This is a genomic window from Roseovarius sp. (assembly GCF_030373445.1).
Taxonomy (GTDB): Bacteria; Pseudomonadota; Alphaproteobacteria; order Rhodobacterales; family Rhodobacteraceae; genus Roseovarius.
In genome coordinates this window covers 276,720-296,864 of record NZ_JAUCYU010000004.1, presented here as the reverse complement: position 1 = coordinate 296,864, position 20,145 = coordinate 276,720, and the positions used below count along the sequence as shown (strand labels likewise).

At 68.0% G+C, this 20,145-nt stretch carries 21 protein-coding genes; 6 read left to right on the top strand and 15 right to left on the bottom strand.

Features of this window, described 5'->3' with window-relative positions; genetic code table 11:
• Positions 1-196 precede the first annotated feature (196 nt).
• Positions 197-895: a thioredoxin family protein gene (locus QUV18_RS09840; protein ID WP_300893701.1), complete on the top strand. Its 699-nt coding sequence runs from the start codon at positions 197-199 to the stop codon at positions 893-895.
• Between the two features lie 74 nt (positions 896-969).
• On the opposite strand, the gene QUV18_RS09835 is transcribed toward QUV18_RS09840, so the two are convergent.
• The 4 genes from QUV18_RS09835 to rbfA form a co-directional block, all read right to left on the bottom strand.
• Positions 970-1,530: a DUF1643 domain-containing protein gene (locus QUV18_RS09835; protein ID WP_300893699.1), complete on the bottom strand. Its 561-nt coding sequence runs from the start codon at positions 1,528-1,530 to the stop codon at positions 970-972.
• A 2-nt stretch (positions 1,531-1,532) separates the two neighbouring features.
• The gene (truB, locus tag QUV18_RS09830) at positions 1,533-2,453 is read right to left on the bottom strand and encodes a tRNA pseudouridine(55) synthase TruB (protein WP_300893697.1); all 921 of its coding nucleotides are present in this window, start codon (positions 2,451-2,453) and stop codon (positions 1,533-1,535) included.
• A 62-nt stretch (positions 2,454-2,515) separates the two neighbouring features.
• Positions 2,516-3,250, bottom strand: coding sequence for a phosphodiester glycosidase family protein (locus QUV18_RS09825; RefSeq protein ID WP_300893696.1), 735 nt, complete (start codon positions 3,248-3,250; stop codon positions 2,516-2,518).
• 4 nt (positions 3,251-3,254) lie between these two features.
• The gene (rbfA, locus tag QUV18_RS09820; RefSeq protein ID WP_300893694.1) at positions 3,255-3,650 is read right to left on the bottom strand and encodes a 30S ribosome-binding factor RbfA; all 396 of its coding nucleotides are present in this window, start codon (positions 3,648-3,650) and stop codon (positions 3,255-3,257) included.
• Between the two features lie 86 nt (positions 3,651-3,736).
• Between rbfA and dapB the strand changes: the two genes are divergently transcribed.
• Complete coding sequence (gene dapB / locus QUV18_RS09815) at positions 3,737-4,555, top strand: 4-hydroxy-tetrahydrodipicolinate reductase (RefSeq protein ID WP_300893693.1); 819 nt, start codon at positions 3,737-3,739, stop codon at positions 4,553-4,555.
• Between the two features lie 57 nt (positions 4,556-4,612).
• The gene (locus tag QUV18_RS09810) at positions 4,613-4,966 is read left to right on the top strand and encodes a dihydrodipicolinate reductase (protein WP_300893692.1); all 354 of its coding nucleotides are present in this window, start codon (positions 4,613-4,615) and stop codon (positions 4,964-4,966) included.
• A 6-nt stretch (positions 4,967-4,972) separates the two neighbouring features.
• Here the strand turns inward: QUV18_RS09810 and QUV18_RS09805 are convergent, their stop codons facing one another.
• Positions 4,973-5,149: a DUF1674 domain-containing protein gene (locus tag QUV18_RS09805; protein WP_300893690.1), complete on the bottom strand. Its 177-nt coding sequence runs from the start codon at positions 5,147-5,149 to the stop codon at positions 4,973-4,975.
• Positions 5,150-5,218: 69 nt separating this feature from the next.
• On the opposite strand from QUV18_RS09805, the gene QUV18_RS09800 reads away from it, so the two are divergent.
• Positions 5,219-6,490: an RsmB/NOP family class I SAM-dependent RNA methyltransferase gene (locus QUV18_RS09800; protein ID WP_300893689.1), complete on the top strand. Its 1,272-nt coding sequence runs from the start codon at positions 5,219-5,221 to the stop codon at positions 6,488-6,490.
• On the opposite strand, the gene glp is transcribed toward QUV18_RS09800, so the two are convergent.
• The 4 genes from glp to fdhD are packed head-to-tail and all read right to left on the bottom strand — an operon-like array spanning position 6,487 to position 10,563.
• Entirely contained in the window at positions 6,487-8,589 is a 2,103-nt protein-coding gene (gene glp / locus QUV18_RS09795; RefSeq protein WP_300893673.1) for a gephyrin-like molybdotransferase Glp, read from the bottom strand. The two genes, QUV18_RS09800 and glp, sit on opposite strands and share 4 nt — an antisense overlap.
• Positions 8,586-9,077, bottom strand: a complete 492-nt coding sequence (mobB, locus tag QUV18_RS09790; RefSeq protein ID WP_300893671.1) for a molybdopterin-guanine dinucleotide biosynthesis protein B — start codon at positions 9,075-9,077, stop codon at positions 8,586-8,588. The genes glp and mobB overlap by 4 nt, the downstream gene beginning before the upstream one ends.
• Entirely contained in the window at positions 9,074-9,676 is a 603-nt protein-coding gene (mobA, locus tag QUV18_RS09785) for a molybdenum cofactor guanylyltransferase MobA (RefSeq protein WP_300893669.1), read from the bottom strand. Before mobA ends, mobB begins: the two co-directional genes overlap by 4 nt.
• Positions 9,673-10,563, bottom strand: a complete 891-nt coding sequence (fdhD, locus tag QUV18_RS09780) for a formate dehydrogenase accessory sulfurtransferase FdhD (RefSeq protein ID WP_300893668.1) — start codon at positions 10,561-10,563, stop codon at positions 9,673-9,675. Before fdhD ends, mobA begins: the two co-directional genes overlap by 4 nt.
• A 54-nt stretch (positions 10,564-10,617) precedes the next feature.
• Between fdhD and QUV18_RS09775 the strand changes: the two genes are divergently transcribed.
• On the top strand, positions 10,618-11,331 hold the full coding sequence (locus tag QUV18_RS09775; RefSeq protein ID WP_300893667.1) for an AzlC family ABC transporter permease: 714 nt from the start codon (positions 10,618-10,620) through the stop codon (positions 11,329-11,331).
• Positions 11,328-11,654: an AzlD domain-containing protein gene (locus QUV18_RS09770; RefSeq protein WP_300893665.1), complete on the top strand. Its 327-nt coding sequence runs from the start codon at positions 11,328-11,330 to the stop codon at positions 11,652-11,654. The genes QUV18_RS09775 and QUV18_RS09770 overlap by 4 nt, the downstream gene beginning before the upstream one ends.
• A 4-nt stretch (positions 11,655-11,658) precedes the next feature.
• Here QUV18_RS09770 and QUV18_RS09765 read toward each other — a convergent pair whose 3' ends face one another.
• The 6 genes from QUV18_RS09765 to QUV18_RS09740 all read right to left on the bottom strand — a co-directional run bounded on the left by QUV18_RS09765 (position 11,659) and on the right by QUV18_RS09740 (position 20,020).
• Entirely contained in the window at positions 11,659-13,443 is a 1,785-nt protein-coding gene (locus QUV18_RS09765; protein WP_300893663.1) for an ABC transporter ATP-binding protein, read from the bottom strand.
• A 165-nt stretch (positions 13,444-13,608) separates the two neighbouring features.
• Entirely contained in the window at positions 13,609-14,190 is a 582-nt protein-coding gene (locus tag QUV18_RS09760) for an amino acid synthesis family protein (RefSeq protein WP_300893661.1), read from the bottom strand.
• On the bottom strand, positions 14,183-15,025 hold the full coding sequence (locus tag QUV18_RS09755) for a UPF0280 family protein (protein ID WP_300893659.1): 843 nt from the start codon (positions 15,023-15,025) through the stop codon (positions 14,183-14,185). Before QUV18_RS09755 ends, QUV18_RS09760 begins: the two co-directional genes overlap by 8 nt.
• Entirely contained in the window at positions 15,025-16,482 is a 1,458-nt protein-coding gene (locus QUV18_RS09750; protein WP_300893657.1) for a 6-hydroxynicotinate reductase, read from the bottom strand. Before QUV18_RS09750 ends, QUV18_RS09755 begins: the two co-directional genes overlap by 1 nt.
• Positions 16,479-19,172 (bottom strand): molybdopterin cofactor-binding domain-containing protein, encoded by a 2,694-nt coding sequence (locus QUV18_RS09745; RefSeq protein ID WP_300893656.1) that lies wholly within the window; start codon positions 19,170-19,172, stop codon positions 16,479-16,481. The genes QUV18_RS09750 and QUV18_RS09745 overlap by 4 nt, the downstream gene beginning before the upstream one ends.
• The gene (locus QUV18_RS09740; RefSeq protein WP_300893654.1) at positions 19,169-20,020 is read right to left on the bottom strand and encodes a xanthine dehydrogenase family protein subunit M; all 852 of its coding nucleotides are present in this window, start codon (positions 20,018-20,020) and stop codon (positions 19,169-19,171) included. The genes QUV18_RS09745 and QUV18_RS09740 overlap by 4 nt, the downstream gene beginning before the upstream one ends.
• Positions 20,021-20,145 lie beyond the last annotated feature (125 nt).

Genomic DNA, 20,145 nt, shown 5'->3' with positions numbered 1-20,145 from the left:
GGCTGGCATTCCGGCCTGCTTCTGACCCATTTGGGCGTGGCGATCAAGGGGGCAGGGCGGTTTTGTATACTATTGCACACAATTACCCGAGTCGCAAGCATCACCCGGCTCTCGCGAAACCTTGATTGGTCATGTATGACGGGGGCGGGTAATCCTCGACGGGCACCAGAACAGACACAATTTCCGGACGGTATACATGGCTAGATTCGGCGCTTTGCTGACCGCATTCCTGATCACCCTCGCCGCCCCGGCGGCAGCACAGGAGCGGCCCGTGCTGGTCGAACTCTACACCTCCCAGGGCTGTTCCTCCTGCCCGCCGGCCGATGCCTTCCTGCACAAGCTCGCCAGCCGCGACGACGTGATCGCGCTCGCCCTGCACGTGGATTACTGGGATTACATCGGCTGGAAAGACAGCTTCGCCCGCCCCGAATACACCGCCCGCCAGCGCGCCTATGCCAAGGTTGCCAACCGACGCATGGTCTACACGCCCCAGATGATCATCAACGGCACCGACCACGTGGTCGGCACCCGGCCGATGGACGTGAAAGACCTGATCCGCAAACACCACGGCGGCGCGTCACAGGTCGCCCTTTCCGTGGCGGAGCGCCAGGGCAAGCTGGAAATCGACGCCACGGCGGCCGCCGGCACCGGCGGCACAGCCACCGTGCGGCTGTTCCGCTACCTCCCGCAGGAGACCGTCGCCATCAAGCGCGGCGAGAATGCGGGCATGTCGGTGAACTATTCCCACATCGTCACCGACATGGACGTGGTCGCCAACTGGGATATGCGCCAACCGCTCGATATCGACGTCCCGCTCAATGGCGACTTGCCGGCCGTGATCGTCATCCAGCGCAACAGCTTCGGCCCGGTCGAGGCGGTCGCGAAGATAGACTGATCCCTACCCCTTCGCCGCGCCATCCAGGCATCAATTGCCTAGAGTTGAAGGCAGGCCCCGCTCGCGCGGCTGCCTCACGCACCCGCCATCGGAAAATCCATGAGCGGCGTATCCTTCCGCAGGTAAAGCGGATGCTTGGCCGAGCCGTCCAGGTTCAGCCCGAGGCACTTGATGGGCCGTCCGGTCGCGGCGATGTCTGCGATCATCTCGGCCACCAGCCCCGCGAACCGCTTGTGCAGCTTGCCGTATGCCATGACCACGAGGTCCGAGTCCCGTGCCATCTGTACTAGAGTCGGAATATTGGCCGGACTGCAGGCCAGCGCCGGGTCGGCGGGGATATCCTTTGGCGAGGTCGCCCGCCAGTCCAGCACGTTGCCCTTGAGGTAACGGGTGAAGCCCCAGTCCTGCGCGAACATCAGTTCGCGGTGGCAGGTCGGGTCCGACGCGGCGGCATCGGCCACCGACGGGTTCATGCCGATGAACAGCACCGTCCGCGGCGGCGCCCCCTCCGGCGTCCAGTCTCGCGTCAGCGCCTGCCGGTAGCGGCCGCAGTCGGAAAACGTCGCTCCGCCGATTACCCCATCGGGCAGGCGCAGGCGGACCTTGCCGCCGGGATCATGGGGCGCCTCGGCCATGCTCAGCCCTCCAGTGGTCCGGTGTTGAACACGCGCGAGGGGTGCAGCTCGCCCCCCTTGAACCGGCCCATCGCGATGGCGCGCCCCTTGTGCGCAGCCCAGCATTCGTCGCCGTACTCGACATCGCGCGCGATCACCATGCCCGGGTTGCCGTTGCGCAGGCGCACGGCGCCTTCCTCGGTGCAACTCACCTGCGGCAGCCCCTCAAGCCCGTCTTCCAGCGGCCGCAGCCGTGCATCTAGCTCGGGCGTGTGGGCCAGCCTGTCGATCTCCTCGATGCTGATCCCCTCCTCCGCCTCGAACGGCCCCGACCAGATACGGCGCAGCCACGCCACATGCCCGTAACACCCCAGCGCCTCGCCCAGGTCGCGGGCGATGGCGCGCACGTAGCCGCCCTTGCCACAGACCATCTCCAGCGTGACATGATCGGGGTCGGGGCGGTCTGTCATCACCAGTTCCTCGACCCAGAGCGGGCGCGCCTCGATCTCGACCTCCTCGCCGTCACGCGCCAGCTTGTAGGCGCGCTGGCCTTCGATCTTCACGGCGGAGTATTTCGGCGGCACCTGCATGATGTCCCCGAGGAAGGGGGCCAGGGCCGCCTTGATGGCGTCGTCATCCGGGCGCGTATCGGAGGAGGCAATCACCTCGCCCTCTTCATCGTCCGTATTGGTCGCCTGCCCAAGGCGTACGGAAAACTCATAGGCCTTCAAGGCATCGGTAATGAACGGCACCGTCTTGGTCGCCTCGCCCAGCGCCACGGCCAGGACACCGGTCGCCGCCGGGTCGAGCGTGCCGGCATGGCCCGCCTTCTTCGCCTGCAGCGCCCAGCGCACCTTGTTGACCACGGCGGTCGAGGTCATGCCCGCAGGCTTGTCGACCACCAGCCATCCGGAGATGTCGCGACCCTTGCGTTTGCGTGCCATGCGCCCTGCGCCCCGTTGCGATTGTCGTGAGACACGCGAGCTACCAAGGCCCGCGCCCGGCGTCAATTGCCGGCCGGCGCCACCACGCCCACGATCGGCCCCATCGGGAACCCGCCGTCATGCCGCTTCAGCCCCGGCACGTAGAGGCGCGAGATATTGCCGTCGAAATACAGCGCCTGCGGCGTGCCCAGCTTGTCGCGGAAAAGCGAGCCGAAACTGTGGAAGTTGACCGCGTCCTCGGAAATGGCGAACCACACCGTCTTGCCATCCCCCGAGACGCCTACGCCGTTGCGGATATAGGTGCTGTCGCTGTCCTTCAGGAATTTCGGGTGCAGTTCCCCGTCGATCACCAGCATCGGCCCCGATTGCGTGGCGTAGACACAGGGCGGCGGGTCGTCCTTGTAACGGCGGGTCTCGATCACCTGCGCAAATCCGTCGCCGATACAGAAAATCCCGTTTGGCAGAAGCCCGAAATTGCCCGGCCCGTCGGAGGTGATGACGCCCCGCGCCTCGTCCCCCTTCTCGACGTAATGGCCCACCGGGCTTCTGTCCTGGTGATACATCCCGGCGTTCATCGCGAATTCCAGCGTCAGCCCTTCGTCGGCCAGCAGGGTCTCGACATTGCGGAAACTGCCCAGTGGCTTGCCGCTTCCCGGATCGTTGAGGAACAGCCGCAGGTCGGCCTTCGAGGCGTCGAACCGGCAAACCGTGTAGTCTTGCCCGCCATGTTCCACGTTGCCGCAATCGAGCGCGGCGGCGGGTGACGCCATCATGAACAGCGCGAAAAGCCAGCGCATCCTGTTACCCCTCGACATCGCGGCGCACGTTGTCCTGTTCGAACAGGCGGCGGGTTTCGTCCATCTTGTCAAAGGTTTCGTCGATGCGGAACCGCAGGTCAGGCGCGTATTTCAGCTCGAGCTTCTTGCCGATGATCCGCCGCAGTTCGCCCTTGTTGCGGGCCAGCAGGCCGATCACGTCCTCCTGCCCTTCGCCGCCCAGCGGCAGAACATAGGCAGTCGCGACCTTCAGGTCGGGCGAGGTGCGCACCTCGCCCACGGTCACCGACAGGCGGTTGAGATCCGGGTCGTGGATATCGCCGCGCATCAGCACGTCGGACAGTGTCCGCCGGATCAGTTCGCCCACCCGCAACTGGCGCTGCGACGGGCCGGGACCATCATGAAACTTGTTCTTTGCCATGCCCTGCATCTAAGGCTTCGCGGATGCTTTGCCAAGCGATGATCCGTGCGCTAGGGAGGGCGGCAACGCAAGCAGGAGAAAACCAGATGAGCGATGTGCCGGGCATAGTGGTGACGGGCGCCTCGGGCCGGATGGGCCAGATGCTGATCCGCACCGTGATGGAAAGCGACCGGGCCAAGCTGGTCGGCGTGGTCGAACGCGATGGCCATGACTGGATCGGGCAGGATATCGGCAGCGCCATGGGCGGCGCGCCGCTCGACGTGACCGTCAGCGACGATCCGCTTGAGGTGATCGCCAAGGCCCACGCGGTGATCGATTTCACCGCCCCGGCAGCCACGGTCGACTTCGCCGGACTCGCGGCACAGGCGCGTTGCGTGCACGTGATCGGTACGACCGGGATGACCGACGACGACCTTGCCAGGCTCAAGGCAGCCGCGCGGCATGCCACCATCATCCGGGCCGGGAACATGAGCCTTGGCGTCAACCTGCTGGTCCAACTGACCAAGCAGGTCGCCGCGGCGCTCGACGAGGATTTCGACATCGAGGTGATCGAAGCGCACCACAACCAGAAAGTCGACGCCCCCTCCGGCACCGCCCTGATGCTGGGCGAGGCCGCCGCCGAGGGGCGGGGCGTGTCACTGGACGCGGTTGCCGACCGGGGCCGCGACGGCATGACCGGCAAGCGCGAGCGTGGGCATATCGGCTTTCACGCCATCCGCGGCGGCGACATCGTGGGCGAGCATGACGTGCTTTTCGCCGCGGCGGGCGAGCGCATCACCCTGCGCCACGTGGCCTCCGACCGGGCGGTCTTTGCCCGTGGCGCACTCAAGGCCGCGCTATGGGGACAGGGCCGGAAACCGGGCGAATACGACATGCTCGACGTGCTGGGATTGCGGAAAGACTGATCCGCCCCGGCTTTCGCTGCGTAACCCTCAGGACATTGCAGAAATGGACCTGAGCCCATGCCGCGTATGATTGCCCTTGTTTCCGTCCTTTTGCTGGCCACCCCGGTCTTCGCTGAAAGCTTCAAACCGGTCACCAGCCGCGACAGCTTCGTCTCGCTGATGCAGAACCGCGAGCTGACGCGCCTCGGGATCAGCCTTACCGTCACCCCCGACGGCCGGATCGACGGCCGAGCCTTCGGGCGGGATGTCAGCGGCGCATGGCGCTGGCAGTCGGGGTATTTCTGTCGCGACCTCTACTGGGGGTCGAAGAACCTCGGCCCCAATTGCCAGGCGGTCAAGGTCCAGGGTGAGACGGTACGCTTCATCTCCGATCAGGGCACGGGAGAATACGCCGACCTGACCCTGCGCTGAGCCGGGTCAGAAGTCGATCGCCAGTCCCTTCTTCTCCCAATCGCCGTAGCGCACCGGTTCGGGCCCCTTGCGGCCCCCCAGCTCCTTGGGCAGTTCCAACTCCCCGGCTTGGCGCCGCCGCTCCTCGGCCTCGGCCAGCGCACGCAGCGCTTCGGGGGGCAGGTCTTTCTTCTCGGGATCCATGGTTTGGCTTCCTTCGGCTTGGCCCCCCTGATATAGCCCCCGCCTGTGCAAAGGCCAAGGACCGCCCCGATGTCACCGAAACCCAGCTCCCCCCGCGCCGCCGCGGTCAGCCTGCTTGACGAGATCACGGGCGAGGGCCAGCTCATGTCGGACCTGACCGAGCGCCGCGCCTTCCAGCGCCTGGCGGCACAGGACCGGGCGGCGGCCCAGCGTTTGGCCACGCAAACCCTGCGCGGGCTGGAACGGGCCGACCGCATCCTCGACCGGCACCTGCGCAAGCGCCTGCCGCTCGGCATCAAGAACATCCTGCGCCTCGGCACGGTCGAGCTGTGCCTCGGCGGCGATGCGCATGGCGTGGTCAACGAACTGGTGGCGCTGGCCCCGCCGCCCAAGGGGCGCGGCAACTATCGCGGGCTGATCAACGCGGTGCTGCGCAAGGTGGCAGAGGAGGATGTCCGGCGCTGGAACGATCTGCGCATCCCGCGCCTGCCGGGCTGGCTCCGCGACCCGCTGGTACAGGCCTGGGGCAAGGGCGCCGTCAACGCGATGGAGAAGGCCCATTTCGCAGGCGCGCCGCTGGACCTGACGGTCAAGGGCGATGCCGAAGCCCTCGCCGCAACGCTGGGCGGCACCGTGCTCCCGACCGGCTCGGTCCGGATCGAAAACGCCGGGCAAGTCTCGCTCATGGAAGGTTACGAACAGGGCGACTGGTGGGTGCAGGACGCCGCCGCCGCCCTGCCCGCGAAACTCCTCGCCGCGCAACCCGGCGAGCGGGTGCTCGACCTCTGCGCCGCGCCGGGCGGCAAAACCCTGCAATTGGCCGCCGCGGGCGCCGAGGTCACCGCGCTCGACATCTCCGAACGCCGCATGGCCCGCGTGCAGGAGAACCTCGACCGCACCGGCCTGACCGCCTCGCTCATTACCGGCGATGCGCTGGAACTTCAGGCCGCCCCCTACGACGCCATCCTGCTCGACGCCCCCTGCTCCGCCACCGGAACGATCCGCCGCCATCCCGACCTGCCCTTTGCCAAGGATGGCTCGGAATTCGGCGAGCTGATCGGTCTTCAGGCGCAGATGATCGACCACGCCATGACCCTCCTGAAACCCGGCGGGCGGCTGGTCTTCTGCACCTGCTCCCTCCTCCCCGACGAGGGCGAATGCCAGGTCGAAGAGGCCCTCCAGCGCCACGATGGCCTGACCGTCGACCGCGCCGCGCTCGACCACCCCGGCATCGACCCCAAATGGATCACCGAGGAAGGCGGCCTGCGCCTGCGCCCCGATTACTGGCCCGAGATTGGCGGGATGGACGGCTTCTACATCGCCGTGCTGCGCAAACCCTAGCGGAAGCTGCCGAAGGGGATGTAACGCACCGGATCGCCCGGTTCGATCTGCGCGGCGCCGTCGGGCAACTCCACCAGCCCCTCGGCCCAGCTCAGCCCGCTTATCCGGCCCGAGCCTTCCGACTTGAACACCTCGGCCCGCCCGTCGCGCATCCGCGCCCGCAGGTATTCCCGCCGCCCCGGTTTCTTCGACTTGGAGAACCCCGCCGGCACCTCGAAGCCTTGCGGTTCGACCCAGCCCTGCCCGGCCATCAGCGCCATCGCCGGCCGCGCGAAAACCAGCGTGCAGACCATCGCCGCCACCGGGTTACCCGGCAGGCCGAAGACCGGCGTGCCGCCCCAGACGCCCAGCGCCAGTGGCCGGCCCGGCTTCAGCGCGATCCGCCATTCCGCCATCGCGCCCGCTTCGTTCAGCAGGGCCGAGACATGGTCCTCGTCCCCCGACGACGCGCCGCCCGAGGTCAGGATCACGTCGGCCTCCGCCGCGCCCCGGTCGAGCGCGGCACGCAGCGCAGCGCGATGGTCCGGCACCCGGCCCAGATCGACCGCGCGATAGCCGAATTCCTCCACCAGCGCGGTCAGCATCGGACGGTTGGCATCGAAGATCTGCCCCTCGCCGGCCTGTCCGCCGGCTTCCACCAACTCGTCCCCGGTCGAGATTACTGCCACGGTCAGCGGCTCGTAGGTGTTCAGCTCGGCCACCCCCACCGCCGCGCAAAGCGCAAGATCAGCCGGCGACAGCACCCGGCCCGGCGTCAGGATCGTGTCGCCCTCCGCCACATCCTCCCCCGCTTTCCGCGTGTTCGCCCGCGGCTTCAGCCCGCCGCGAAAGGCAATCTCGCCCTCGCCCACCCGCACGTCTTCCTGCAGGATCACGGTATCGACCCCGTCGGGCAGCGCCGCACCGGTCAGCACCCGCACGGCAACCCCCTCGGGCACCACGCCCGGAAACGGTTTGCCAGCCGCCGCCCGGCCCTTGACCAGCGGCAGCACCTGGTCGCCATCGCCAAGCGACGCATGGGCGAACCCGTACCCATCCACGGCGGTATTCGCCTGCGGCGGGTTGGCGCGCTGCGCCATCACCTTCTCGGCCAGCACCCGGCCGCGCGCCTCGCCCAGTGGTTGGCGCGTGGTTCCCACCACCGGCTGCAACCGGCTGCGCAAAAGGTCGAGCGCTTCGTCCACCGGCGTCCAGTCCACCCCCGCCGGCAGGGCAAAGCAATCGTCGCGCAGCGGCGGCGGTTTCAGCGTCTCACCTGCCGCGCGCTCAAGCTTGTCTTCGTGGTCCAGTCCCATGATCCAGCCCTCTTCCGGCGCGTCGACATTCAACATGGCATCGCGCTCCTCCGGGTGCAAACCCGCCACCGCCCTGGCCAGCAGCCGCACCTGGTGCGCGTCGCGGATCCCGCCCGCCGCCTCGGCCCGTTTCACGACCCCGTTGATCAGCCCCGGCCAGATTTCCACGAAGGCCACCGGCCTGTCCAACTGCTCGAACGGCCAGACCGCCACTTGCCCCGCAAACCGCCGCCGCAGCCGGTTCAGAACCGGCAACCCTGTCAACACCTGCCCGCCCACGGCCCCGGCGCCGCCCAGCTGCCAGCAGGTGAACGCCCCCGGCGTGCCTTGCTCCGCCTCGCGCCGCTCGGGCAGGCCATGCCCCTCCCGGCTGTCCCTGCGTGGCAGGCCGGGAATGTCGCGCTTCAGACCGTTGAACCAGAACGGGCCGGTCCCGGGAAACCGAGCGTTGATCTCCGCGGCAAGGTCAAACCGGTTATTCGCCCTCGGTCCGTCCTCGATCCGCTCTTCCAGCCAGTCCCAGACGGCGAAGGGATTGGCCCGGCCCGTCAATCCCTCGGCAAACCCCTTCGGATAGCCGAACGGGAAATCGAAGCCCACGAACAGTCGCCGCCCCGCTGCAAGCTCCTGCTCGATCAGCCCGGCAACGAGCCGCTCCGCCTCCATACGATTACGAATGTAAACCGGCGCCTCGTCCACTCCCTCCCGCGTCACGCCCATCCAGATCGCGTCCTTGCGCGGGCGCGGGCCGGTGTCGTTGCCGCCTGACCAGTCGATCACAGCGACGGTGTCGAACTGGCTCACAAGCCAACCTCGCGCAGGATGAAATCGGCGATGGCACCGGTGTCGTCGAGGTCGAACACCGGCCGGTCAAGCTCCAGCAGCGTGTCCGAGGCGACCGCCCGCACCGTGGGGTCGTCCGTGGCGATCAGCGGATTGCCCGTCACGGCCCGGTGCGCCTCGACCTTGGGATGCGCGTCGCGCTTGTAGCCCTCGACCAGCACCAGGTCGACCGGGCCCAGCCGTTGCAACAGCACCTCCAGCGTCGGCTCCGCTTCGTCGCGCAGCTCGTGCATCAGGGCGATCCGCTTGCGCGAGGCCAGCAGCACCTCCCTTGCCCCGGCCACCCGGTGCCGATGGCTGTCCTTGCCAGGATGGTCCACGTCGAACGTGTGATGCGCGTGCTTGACCGTCGAGACGCTGATCCCCCGCCCGGTGATCTCCGACACCAGCCGCTCCATCAGCCCGGTCTTGCCCGCGTTCTTCCAACCGACGACCCCGTAAAGCCTCATGCCGCGCCCCCAGCCATCGCCTGCGCTTTCTCGAGATCCTCAGGCGTATTCACGTTGAAGAACGGCTCGCCCGCCTCGTCGAACATCGCCTCGCGACCGTCATGCCGGTCGGTCCACATCACCACCTTGCGCAACCCCTCCTGCAACGCCGACCTCAGATCATCGCGCAGCGCCACCGGCCAGAGGCCGAAGGTGGGCTGTCGGCCATCCGGCGTCGCGGCCAGCGCCAGCGGATGCGCCATATCCTCCGCCGCCAGTTGCAGGCGCGGCACCAGGTCACACGGGAAGAACGGCGTGTCGGCGGCGACGGTGACGATACTCTCGGCCCCCTGCCCGGCGGCCCAGTCGAGCCCGGCCAGAACCCCGGCCAGCGGCCCGGGATGACCCTCGATGCTGTCGGCCAGCACCGGCATCCCCAGCGCCGCGAACCGCGCCGCATCGCCATTCGCATTCAGCGCCATCCCCGCCACCTGCGGCGACAGCCGGGCCATCACCTGGTCTAGGATCGTGCCTTCGCCCAGCGGCAAGAGCCCCTTGTCGCCCCCACCCATCCGGGTCGCCTTGCCCCCGGCCAGTATCACGCCCAGCGGCTGCTTCATGCGCCCGCACTCTTGCGGCGGTGCTTCTTGTCCTCCTCCGGCACGCTCTCGGGGTCGACATCCCGCACCAGCCGCTCTTCACCGGCCAGACACACGAACCGCCGCCCCCGCATCCGGCCCACCAGCGTCAGCCCCACTTCGCGGGCGATCTCCACCCCCCACGCGGTAAAGCCCGAGCGCGAGGCCAGCGCCGGAATGCCCATCAAGGCCGTCTTGATCACCATTTCCGAGGTCAGCCGCCCGGTGGTGTAAAGCAGCTTGTCCTCGGCGCTCACCCCTTCCGAGAACATCCAGCCCGCGATCTTGTCGACCGCGTTGTGCCGGCCAACATCCTCCATGTAGACCAGCGGCTCACCGCCCTGGCACAGCACCGTGCCATGAATGGCGCCGGCCTCGAGATACAGCGAGGGCGTCCGGTTGATCACCGAGGCCAGCCGGTAAAGGTCGGAGGTCTTCACCTTCAGGTCGGGCAGGCGCACCTGTTCCAGCCCTTCCATCATGTCGCCGAACACCGTGCCGACAGCACAGCCGCTGGTGCGCGTCTTCTTCTTCAGCTTTTCCTCGTAATTGGTCTGGCCATCAGTCCGCACCACGACGGTTTCGAGATCCTCGTCGAAATCGACGCCCGTCACCGTCTCGTCGGCCCCCAGCATCCCCTGGTTTCGCAGGAACCCCAGCGCCAGGTACTCGGGGTAATCCCCGATCGTCATCGCGGTGACGATCTCCTGCCCGTTGAGAAAGATCGTCAGCGGCCGCTCCTCGACCACGGAAATCCCGGTGGGTTGGCCGTCATGGTCGACCCCCTCCACCTTGCGGGTCAAACGCGGCGCGCCCGGGTCGGGCGCGATGATGTAGGCCGGAAGATCGTCGGTCACGGGCAATTGCAACTCCTCCCGCTTGTCGATAGGGCAAGCGTATCGAGGGCAATCTAGGATTTTCAGGTGCCGACGGAAACCACGAAATCGATCTTCCTGACGGGCGCGCGCGAGGCCTCTCCGTTCATCCTGGTGGTGGGCCCGTTCGGCCTGCTGTTCGGCGTGGTGGCAACCGAGGCCGGGCTCAACGTTCTGGAAACCATGACCTTTTCGATCCTCGTGATCGCCGGGGCGGCGCAGCTTACCGCCCTGCAGCTGATGACCGAAAATGCCCCGACCATCATCGTGATCATATCGGCGCTGGCCGTGAACCTGCGGATGGCAATGTATTCCGCCTCGCTTGCCCCCTATATCGGGCCGGCGCCACTGTGGCAGCGTGCGCTTGCGGCGTATTTCCTTGTCGATCAGAGCTATGGGCTTGCCGCCGTGAAATACGAAACGGAGCCGGCCTGGACCGTGCGCCAACGTATGGCCTATTTCTTCGGTACGATCGCGCCGGTCTGTCCGTTCTGGTATCTCTCCACCCTGGCCGGCGCCCTGATTGGCAGTTCCGTGCCCGAATGGCTGGCGCTCGATTTCGCCATGCCGATCACCTTCATCGCCCTGATCGCCCCGGCGCTGCGGACCCGGGCGCACGTGGCGGCGGCGCTGGTTTCGATCACCGTCGCCCTGGGCCTTGCATTTCTTCCCTACAATCTCGGGCTGCTGGTGGCCGGCATCGCCGGGATGGTGACCGGGGCCGAGGTGGAACGGCAGACGATGAAAAGGGCGGCGTCATGATCGACACGACAACAATCTGGATCGTGATTGCCGCGCTCGGGGTCGGAAGCTATTTCTTCCGTTTCGTCTTTATCGGGCTGATCGGCGACCGTGCCCTGCCCGCGTGGGTCTTGCGGCATCTGCGTTATACCGCCGTCGCCGTCCTGCCCGGGCTGGTGGCGCCGCTGGTGGTGTGGCCGCCGGCGACGGAGGGCCAGACCGACGGGCCCCGCCTGATCGCGGCGCTTGTCACGATCGCTGTCGGCCTCTGGACCCGCAACGTCCTGTTGACCATCGCGGCCGGGGCGGTGGCCCTCTATCTCGGGCTCTATATCGCGGGCTGACAGGCTACCGCCCGTCATAGCCCTTTTTCTGCGCCCGGTAGAGCTGGGAATAAAGCCCGCCACCCTCCAGCAGCTCTTCGTGGCGGCCCTGCTCGACCAGCTGCCCGGCTTCCAGCACGAAGATCCGGTCGGCATCGGCCACCGACGACAGGCGGTGCGCCACCACGATCGTGGTCTTGCCCTTGGTCAGCCGCGCCAGCGCCGACTTGATCCGCTCCTCCGTCGCCTGGTCGAGCGCGCTTGTGGCTTCGTCCAGCAAAAGGATCGGCGCATCGCGCAGGAAGGCGCGGGCGATGGCGATCCGCTGTTTCTGCCCGCCGGAAAGCTGCGCCCCCTTTGGCCCGACCGGCGCATCGCCCCGGCGGCGGATCAGGTCGGCGATCTCGGCATCCTCGGCGGCGCGCCAGACATCCTCGTCGCTGGCCTCGGGGTTCACGTAGCGGATGTTCTCCCAGATCGAGTTGTTGAAGATCACGATATCCTGCGCCACGACGGAAAATGCCCCGCGCAGGCGGCTGACCTTGAGGTCTTCGATCGGCTGGCCGCCTATGGTGATCTGCCCGCCCTTCACGTCGTACAGCCGCGACAGCAGCGACAGGATCGTCGTCTTGCCCGACCCGGTCGCGCCGACGATGGCCGAGACCTGACCGCCCCGGAACGTCATGTCGAGCCCCTCGAACAGCGGCTGATCCTCGGAATAGGAGAAGGTCACGTCGTCCAGCACGATATCCCCGCCGGTGTCGAACTCGGTCACCGCGCCGGGGGCATCGTTGATGCTGGGCTTCTCGTCATAAAGGTTGCGCACCCGGTCGAGCAGCACGAGGTTCGATTGCAGCGCCCCGAAATACTGCGCCAGAAGGCGGGCCGGGTCGAACACCATGACCATGCCCAGCAGGAAGGTGATGATCCCGGCCCCGTCGACATCGAAGTCGGGCGAAAGCACCATGTAGCCGCCGCCACCGATGACCAGCACGTAGACGAAGGCGGAACTCAGGTCGATCGACGGCATCACCAGCGCCTGCGTGGTCTGCACACGTTTCATCAGGTCGCGGATCGCGCCCGTGCCCTTCATCAGCCGCCCGGCCTCGACCTGTTCCTGGCTGGCGATCTTGACGGTGCGCATGCCGTTCACCGTTTCCTCGATGCCGTTCATGTAATCGGCCAGCGCATGCTCGGCCTGCCCCTGCGCCACCTTCACCCGGTCGGAGACGAAGTTCATCACCCAGATGATGAAGGGCAGCACCACCACGGCGGTGGCGAACAGGATCGGGTTCTTCCAGATCAGGTAGCCCGACACGATCACCACGGTCACGGCATCGCGCACCGCCCCCGCGGTGGCGAGGCCGAAGAAGACGCCAAGCTGCTGGGTCTGCGTCACCAGCCGGTGAATGATCTCGCCCGACTTGGTCCGCTCGAAATAGGCCAGGTCGAGCGACATAAGGTACCCGATCAGGTCGCGCCGCATCTCGAAGATCGCCTCGTTCGACAGCCGCACCGTCACCAGCGGCACGAGGTAGGACATCAGGCCACGGACCGCGAAGAGGAAGAACACGCCGACGCAGACCAGCACCAGGCGGCTTACCTCGCCGCTTTCGAAGATCACGCGAAGGCCGCTTTCGGTCATCGACAGGAACTGCTGGTAGACGAGCCCCTGGACCAGGATCATCACCAGCACCAGCGCCAGCCACGGCGCGCGCTTCCTGAGATAACCCTGCCAGAGCCAGCGCAGGTTGCTGCGGTCCTCGGGCGAAAAGATCGGCTCGCGTTTTGTCTTGGCTTTGTCGGTCATGCGGGGCCTTCAACGGGGTTCCGCCTGCCTATAGTGGGTTCCGGCGGAAAGGTCAGCCCAAGATTTCATGACTCCGGCGGGGAGTTCGCAAGCTTCCCGGAAACTCTCCAGTGGAGCGTTTCGCCTGTGAACGGGCGGAGCCCAGGGAAGGGGGCTGGCCCCCAATCAGCGCAACCCGTCCTCGCCCTTCACCTCGTTCACCGTCAGCCCGCCCATCCGGTCATGCACCCGGCCGCCGCGCGACATGGCGAGGATGAACAGCAACTCCCCGGCCCGTGGCCCGTCGGGAAGGCCCACCTCCATCGCGTCGAAATGGCTGCGGACATACGCGGCGTTGATATGCCCCAGCGGCACGTCGATCCGGGTGCCCGGCCCGCCCTGTTTCATCGCCGAGGGCACGATCGCCTTCGCCTCGCCCAGCCGGGCGCGCATGGCATAGCCGCCGGGCACGTGCCAGAGCGCGGTATGCTCCAACTCGCCGCCCTCGCCCGCCATCGCGGCCTTGCCATAGCCGTCGATCCCCTCAAGCCCGCCCATCGCCTCGATCAGCCGCTCGGTCATCATCAGGCCCAGCGGCTTGAGGTCCTCCATCGCCGGCTGCAGCTCGGCGGTATAGCCGCCCGCGAACGGGTTGGCGACCAGCGCCGCGATGGCCGCGCGGCGTCGTGGCTTGTCCGGCGCCGGGCCGCCGTCGTGGTGGATGTCCTCGACGAAGAGCGCCGTCTTGCGCAGGGTGAAGTCAGGCATGGGCAGGGTCTTTCATGTGGGGCAGAAGCTGTGGCCCGAGGCCGCGGACGACGCCGCTGAGGCTGAGAAGCGCGCCCTGGATCAGGCCGCGGGCGTGGAAGGTATCGGCCAGCGCGGCGCCGGCGGCAAGGGCCGTGGTGATCTCGCTGTCGGTCAGCGGCCCCACGTCGGTGGTGACGGGCGTGTCGCCCAGGTCGCTGTCGGGGGAAAGCTCGCTGGCGGGCGAGCGGATCACGGACGGGTGCCCCGGCAGGTCGACCGCGTTGGCCAGCAGCGTCGCCGCGGCGTCGGCCAGCGCGGCAGAGCGCGCCAGCACGGTGACGCTGTCGGCGATGCCGAGCGAATAGCTCCGCCCGCCACGCCCCGAGGTGGCAATGCCCCGGATCGGGTCGCGTCGCCGGATATTAATCGAGCCGCCGGTGGGCGAGGCCACGGCCGCCTGCATCTGCTGGCCTTTCGCCAGGTAGAACGCCACGTCGCCGCCGTTGTTGACATAGGCCTTGTCCACGCCCTCGCCTTCGCAGATGGCGGCCAGGATGGTCTCCGCTCCGGCGCCGGCCACCGCCGCCATCGGGGTGATGAACATCGAGGCGAAGGGAAAGGTTGCCTGCACCATGCGCCGGGCGGTTTCTCCCTCCGGCATCTTGCCCCATCGCGACCGCAGCCGCGGCAGTTCGGCGGCCAGTTCCTCCAGCAGCGTCTCGAACCGCTTGGCCGCGCGCTCCAGCGCCGATTCTCTCCCCGGCCCGGTCACATCGGCGATCATGTCGATCGGCCCGTGATGCAGGTGCAGCCGCCGCTCATCGGGCAGGAAGGTGATCTGGGCGCCGGACATCAGCCCCGCCCCCGCGTGTCGCGCACCGCGCGGAAGGCCGCGCCGTATTCTCCGCCTTTCGCGAGTACGTCGGCCACGCTGCGCACCTGCGCGTCATGCCCGCCCAGCGCGCGGTAATGCTCGCGCTCCAGCGTGAATTCCAGCGGCGCCACCAGTGCCGGGGTGGGGACGTAGCCGAAAGAGCCGTCGGGCATCTTGGTCACGTCCACCATCAGCGTGATCCCCCCGCCCGGCCAGACATAGACCGGCGCGCCGCCACAGGTCACATGGGTTTTCAACGCCTGCACGGAACGGGTCAGTTGCACCGGGTTCTTCGTCACCCCCGAGCGCAGTGATCCGCCCGCCCCCGCCTGGAACATCACCGTGCACAGCGCCGGTTCGCAATTCTCGGCAATCAGGTCGACAGACGGTCTGAGCGCATCCGGCAAGGGGGCCGCCCGTGGTTCGAGATCGTCGTCGAGCACGTAGTAGCCGTATTGCTCGCCCGTGGTGGAGACCATCAGCAGGGTCAGGCCCGGCCGCGCGCCCTTCTTGGCCAGCCACGGATTGAGGATGGTCAGCGGATCCTCGATATCCGTCCCGCCCCAGCCGCGCCCCGGCTGCGCCACCTGGAAATACCGGCCGGGGGTGGAGCGACGGCCCTTGATGCGGATCCCGGTATCGGGCCAGTCCAGCACCTTGCCCGCCTGGTGCTCGCTGACCACGCCGGTGATGTGGTCGTCGACCACCACCACCTCGTCGACCAACCCGTGCCATTGCGAGGCGAACATGCCGATCGTGGCCGAGCCGCAGCCGACGCGCATCCGCTCTTCCCGGTTGCCGTCGACGACCGGCGGCTGCCCCGCCTGCACCTCGACCGTGGCGCCATCGTCGATGGTCAGTTCCACCGCCTCGCGATTGCAGAGCCGCAGCAGCGCATCACAGGTCACGCGCCCTTCCGCCTTGCTGCCCCCGGTCAGGTGTTCGACCCCGCCCAGCGACAGCATCTGCGAGCCGTATTCCGACGTGGTGACATGCCCGATCGCCTCGCCCTCGGCGCGCACGGTCGCGGCCTCGTAGCCGAGGTGGCGGTCGGTGTCGATCTTCACCTTCACCCCGCAATAGGAGAAGATTGCCTCGGTCACCACGGTGATGAAATCGGCGCCCTCGACCTCGCGGCTGACGATGAAGGGGGCGGGCTTGTAATCCGGGTAGGTGGTGCCGGAGCCCACGCCCGAGACGAACACGTCGTCCCCCGCCAGAACCTGCCCGTCCCACTCCGTCGCAAGGAAGGGCCGGATCTCGCCGCCCTGCTCGACCCGGCGGTGCAATATGGTGATCGGATCGCATCGCACGATGCGCCCGTCCTCGTTGGCATAACGGTCGCAGGCGCCGACCTTGCCCTCGGCGATGTAGCACATGACGGGGCAGGCGTCGCAGCGGATCTTCTCCTCGGTCTGCCTGCGCTTTTCGGTCATTCTTGCGCCTCGCGGATCGCGGCCAAAACCCGGTGCGGCAGGGCGGGCAGCTTGGTGACTTTCGCGCCGGTCGCGTGGCGAATGGCGTTGAGGATGGCCGGCGCCGTCGGGATCAGCACATGCTCGCCCAGCCCCTTCAGCCCCATCGGCCCTTCCGGGTCGGGCACCTCGACGAAGATCGATTTCACCTCGGGCATGTCGCCGGTGGTGGGGATCAGGTAGTCGTGCAGGTTCTCGGTGCGGCCGGGGATGTATTCCTCCATCAGCGCGAGGCCCAGCCCCTGCGCCACGCCGCCCTCCACCTGCCCCTCGGCCAGCAGCGGGTTGATGACGCGCCCGAGGTCATGGGCGGCGGTGATGCGGGTGACCCTCACGATGCCCAGGTGCACATCGACCGTCAGTTCCGCCATCTGCGCCCCGAAGCCATAGACGGCATAAGGGCTGCCCTGCCCGTTCTCGTCAAGCGGGCTGGTGGGCGGGTCGTAGGTTTCCTCGGCTGCGAGGACATAGCCATGGCCGTCAGGGGTCAGGTCGCGCAGCGCGACCTGGCGCTCGCCCCGGTCGTCGGTGACGGTGAGCGTTTCGCCGACAAGGGTGATCCGGGCATCCTCGGCCATGTTGCTGAGCGCGAGGATACGGCCCCTGAGCGCCTGCCCCGCCAGCAGCGCCGCCTTGCCGGTCACGTAGGTCTGGCGCGAGGCGGAGGTCTTGCCGCAATCGGGTGTCAGGCCGGTATCCGGCCCGATCAGGCGGAACTGCCCCACCGGCAGACCCAGCGCATCGGCGCATATCTGGGTGATGACGGTGTTGGAGCCCTGCCCGATATCGGTGGCGCCCTGGTGCAGGATGAGCTCGCCCTTGGCGGTGATGCCGACGCGGATGGTCGAGGGATTGGGCAGGCCGGTATTGCCGCAGCCGTACCAGCAGGAGGCAACACCGACACCATGCCGGAATCGACCGCCTTCCGCGTTGGCCATGTCGGCACTGGCCAGCGCCGCTTCCCACGGCCCTTTCAGAGCATCGAGGCAGGCCGCGATGCCGACACCGTGCAGCACCTGCCCGCAGACCGTCGATTGCCCGTCCTGCAGGGCGTTCAGCCGGCGGAAGGCGAGGCGGTCGAGCCCGGCCTTCATGGCGAGGTCGTCGTAGAGCGCCTCCTGCAGGATTGCCGCCTGTGGCACGCCGAAGCCTCGGAACGCGCCGGAGATCGGCTGGTAGGAATGGATCGCCCGCGCCTCGGCGGCGTAGTTGGGCGTGTAATAGGGGCCGGAGGCATGGACCGGCACGCGGCCGGCCACCGTCGGGCCCCAGCTGGCATAGGCACCGGTGTTGAAATCGCCGTCGAAGATCATGCCGGTGACCCGCCCCTCGGCATCCACCCCGGCGCGGCCCGACATCCTCGCCGGGTGGCGCTTGGTGGTCGAGGCCATGGATTCGGCGCGGGTGTAGATCATGCGGGCCGGGCGGCCCGTCTTCAGGGCGACGAGGCCGATGAGCGGTTGCAGGGAGAGGTCGAGCTTGGAGCCGAACCCGCCGCCCGCTGCCGCCGGGATGATACGCAGTTTATGCGGGTCGAGGCCGAGGACGCGGGCGGTATCGTCACGGTCCATCACCGGCGCCTGCGTACAGGCCTGTATGACCAGCGTGTCGCCTTCCAGCCATGCCACCCCGGCCTCGGGCTCGATATAGGCGTGCTCGATATAGGGGGTCTCGGCCTGCGCCTCGGCCACGTGAACGGCATTGGCCAGCGCGGCCTCGGCATCGCCGCGCCGGACCACGCCGGCAATCAGCAGGTTGTCGGGGCGGTTGTCGTGCACGGGCGCGCCGGCATCCGCCTCCTGCCAGGTTATCGGGAAAGTCGTAAGGTCGAGCGCCTCGATGACCCCGGCCTCGCCCGCCACCAGCGCCACGGCCTCGCCCCGCAGGCGGGCGCGATCCTCGGCCAGCGCGGGCTGGTCGGCGAAGGGCGGGATGGTGCCGAAGATATTGGCGCCGGGAATGTCGCTTGCGGTGAAGACATGCACCTCGCCGGGCTGGGCGGCGCGCCACGTCTCGATATCGCCGAGGGTGAATGTCGCGGGGGCGGACGGCGCCCGGACGGCGCGGACCAGCAGCGTATGCTCTGGGCAGGCATCGGCGCCGTAGATCTCGGTGCCGGCCACCTTGGGGCCGCCGTCGAGGCGTTCGACCCGCGCGCCGACCGCATGGCCCGCTTCGGGCATCTGCGCGGGCGCGCCGGGGGCGGCGTCGAGCACCGCGTCGATGATCTTGGTATAGCCGGTGCAGCGGCAGAGCACGCCGCCGAGGGCTTCCTGGGCCTCGGCCCGTGTCGGCTCGGGCCGCTCCTGAAGGAAGGCGGTGGCGGTCATCAGCATACCCGGCGTGCAGATGCCACATTGGGCGGCGCCGTGGCGGAGGAAGGCCTGTTGCAGCGCGGTGGCCTGCAACCCCTCGACCGTCTGAACGTCGCGCCCCCCCGCCTGGGCCAGCGGCGTCAGGCAAGCGCAGACCGGGGCGCCATCGAGCAGCACCGTGCAGGCCCCGCAATCCCCCGCGTCGCAGCCCACCTTTGTGCCGCGCAGGCCAAGCCCTTCGCGCAGCACCTCGGACAGGCGGCGGGAGGGGTCGGCGGGCAGCGTGACCGGGTCGCCGTTGACGGTGAGGGATATGGTGGCGGTGGCGCGGTTCATGCGGCGGCCCTTGCCGGTTGGGTGAGGTCATCCACGGCCCGGCGCAGCAGTTCGGCGGCGGCATGGGCGCGGTACGGGCCGTCGGCGCGGATATCGTCGATGGGCGACAGGGCGGCGGCGACGGCGGCGTCCGTGATGTGCTGCGAAAGACCAGAGGAGGGCTGGCCGGCGAGGGTGGCTTCGAGGTCCGTCAAGCGGGTCGCCACGGCGCTGCAGGCGCCCACCGCGAGCCCGGCATCGCGGACGGTGCCGCCCTCGATATCCAGACGCACGGCGACCATGGCGATGGAGATCACGAGGTATTTCCGCGCGCCGAGCTTCAGGAAGCGGGAGGTGCCGCGGGTGGCCTTTTCGGGAATTGTGATGGCAGTGACCAGCTCGCCCGGTTCAAGCGCCGTTCGGCGCGGACCGTTAACAAAGTGTAAAAGGGGGAGCGTGCGCGTGTTCTTGGCGGAGGCGATCTCTACCTCCGCATCCAGCGCCGCCAGGCAGGGCATCCCGTCGGCGGCGGGAGAGGCGTTGCAGATATTTCCGGCAACCGTGCCGGAATTCTGGATCTGGACCGACCCCACCTCGCGCGCGGCCTGTTTCAGCATGTCGAACGCCGGCGGCAACTCGGCCCGGATCACGTCTGTCCAGCTCGTCGTGGCGCCGATCCGGAACCCGCCCTCCTCGCGCTTGATCCCCCGAAGCCCGGCAATGCCGGTGATATCCAGCACCGGCCCGGTCAGCGTGCGCCCCTGCGTGGCCGGGAACAGGTCGGTGCAGCCCGCGGCGATCGTGACCGGCCTCTCCGCCAGCACGTCCAGCGCGCCCTGCAGCGTATCGGGCCGGTGATAGGCGGCCACGTGTCTCTCCCTGTTCGTGTTGCTGGCCGGATGGTGCGGCACCCGCGAAAGACAGTCAACACAAAGACAAGATCGCGCCGTGGCACGCCTTATGTGCCCAAAGATTAACCGAAGTCCTTCACCTG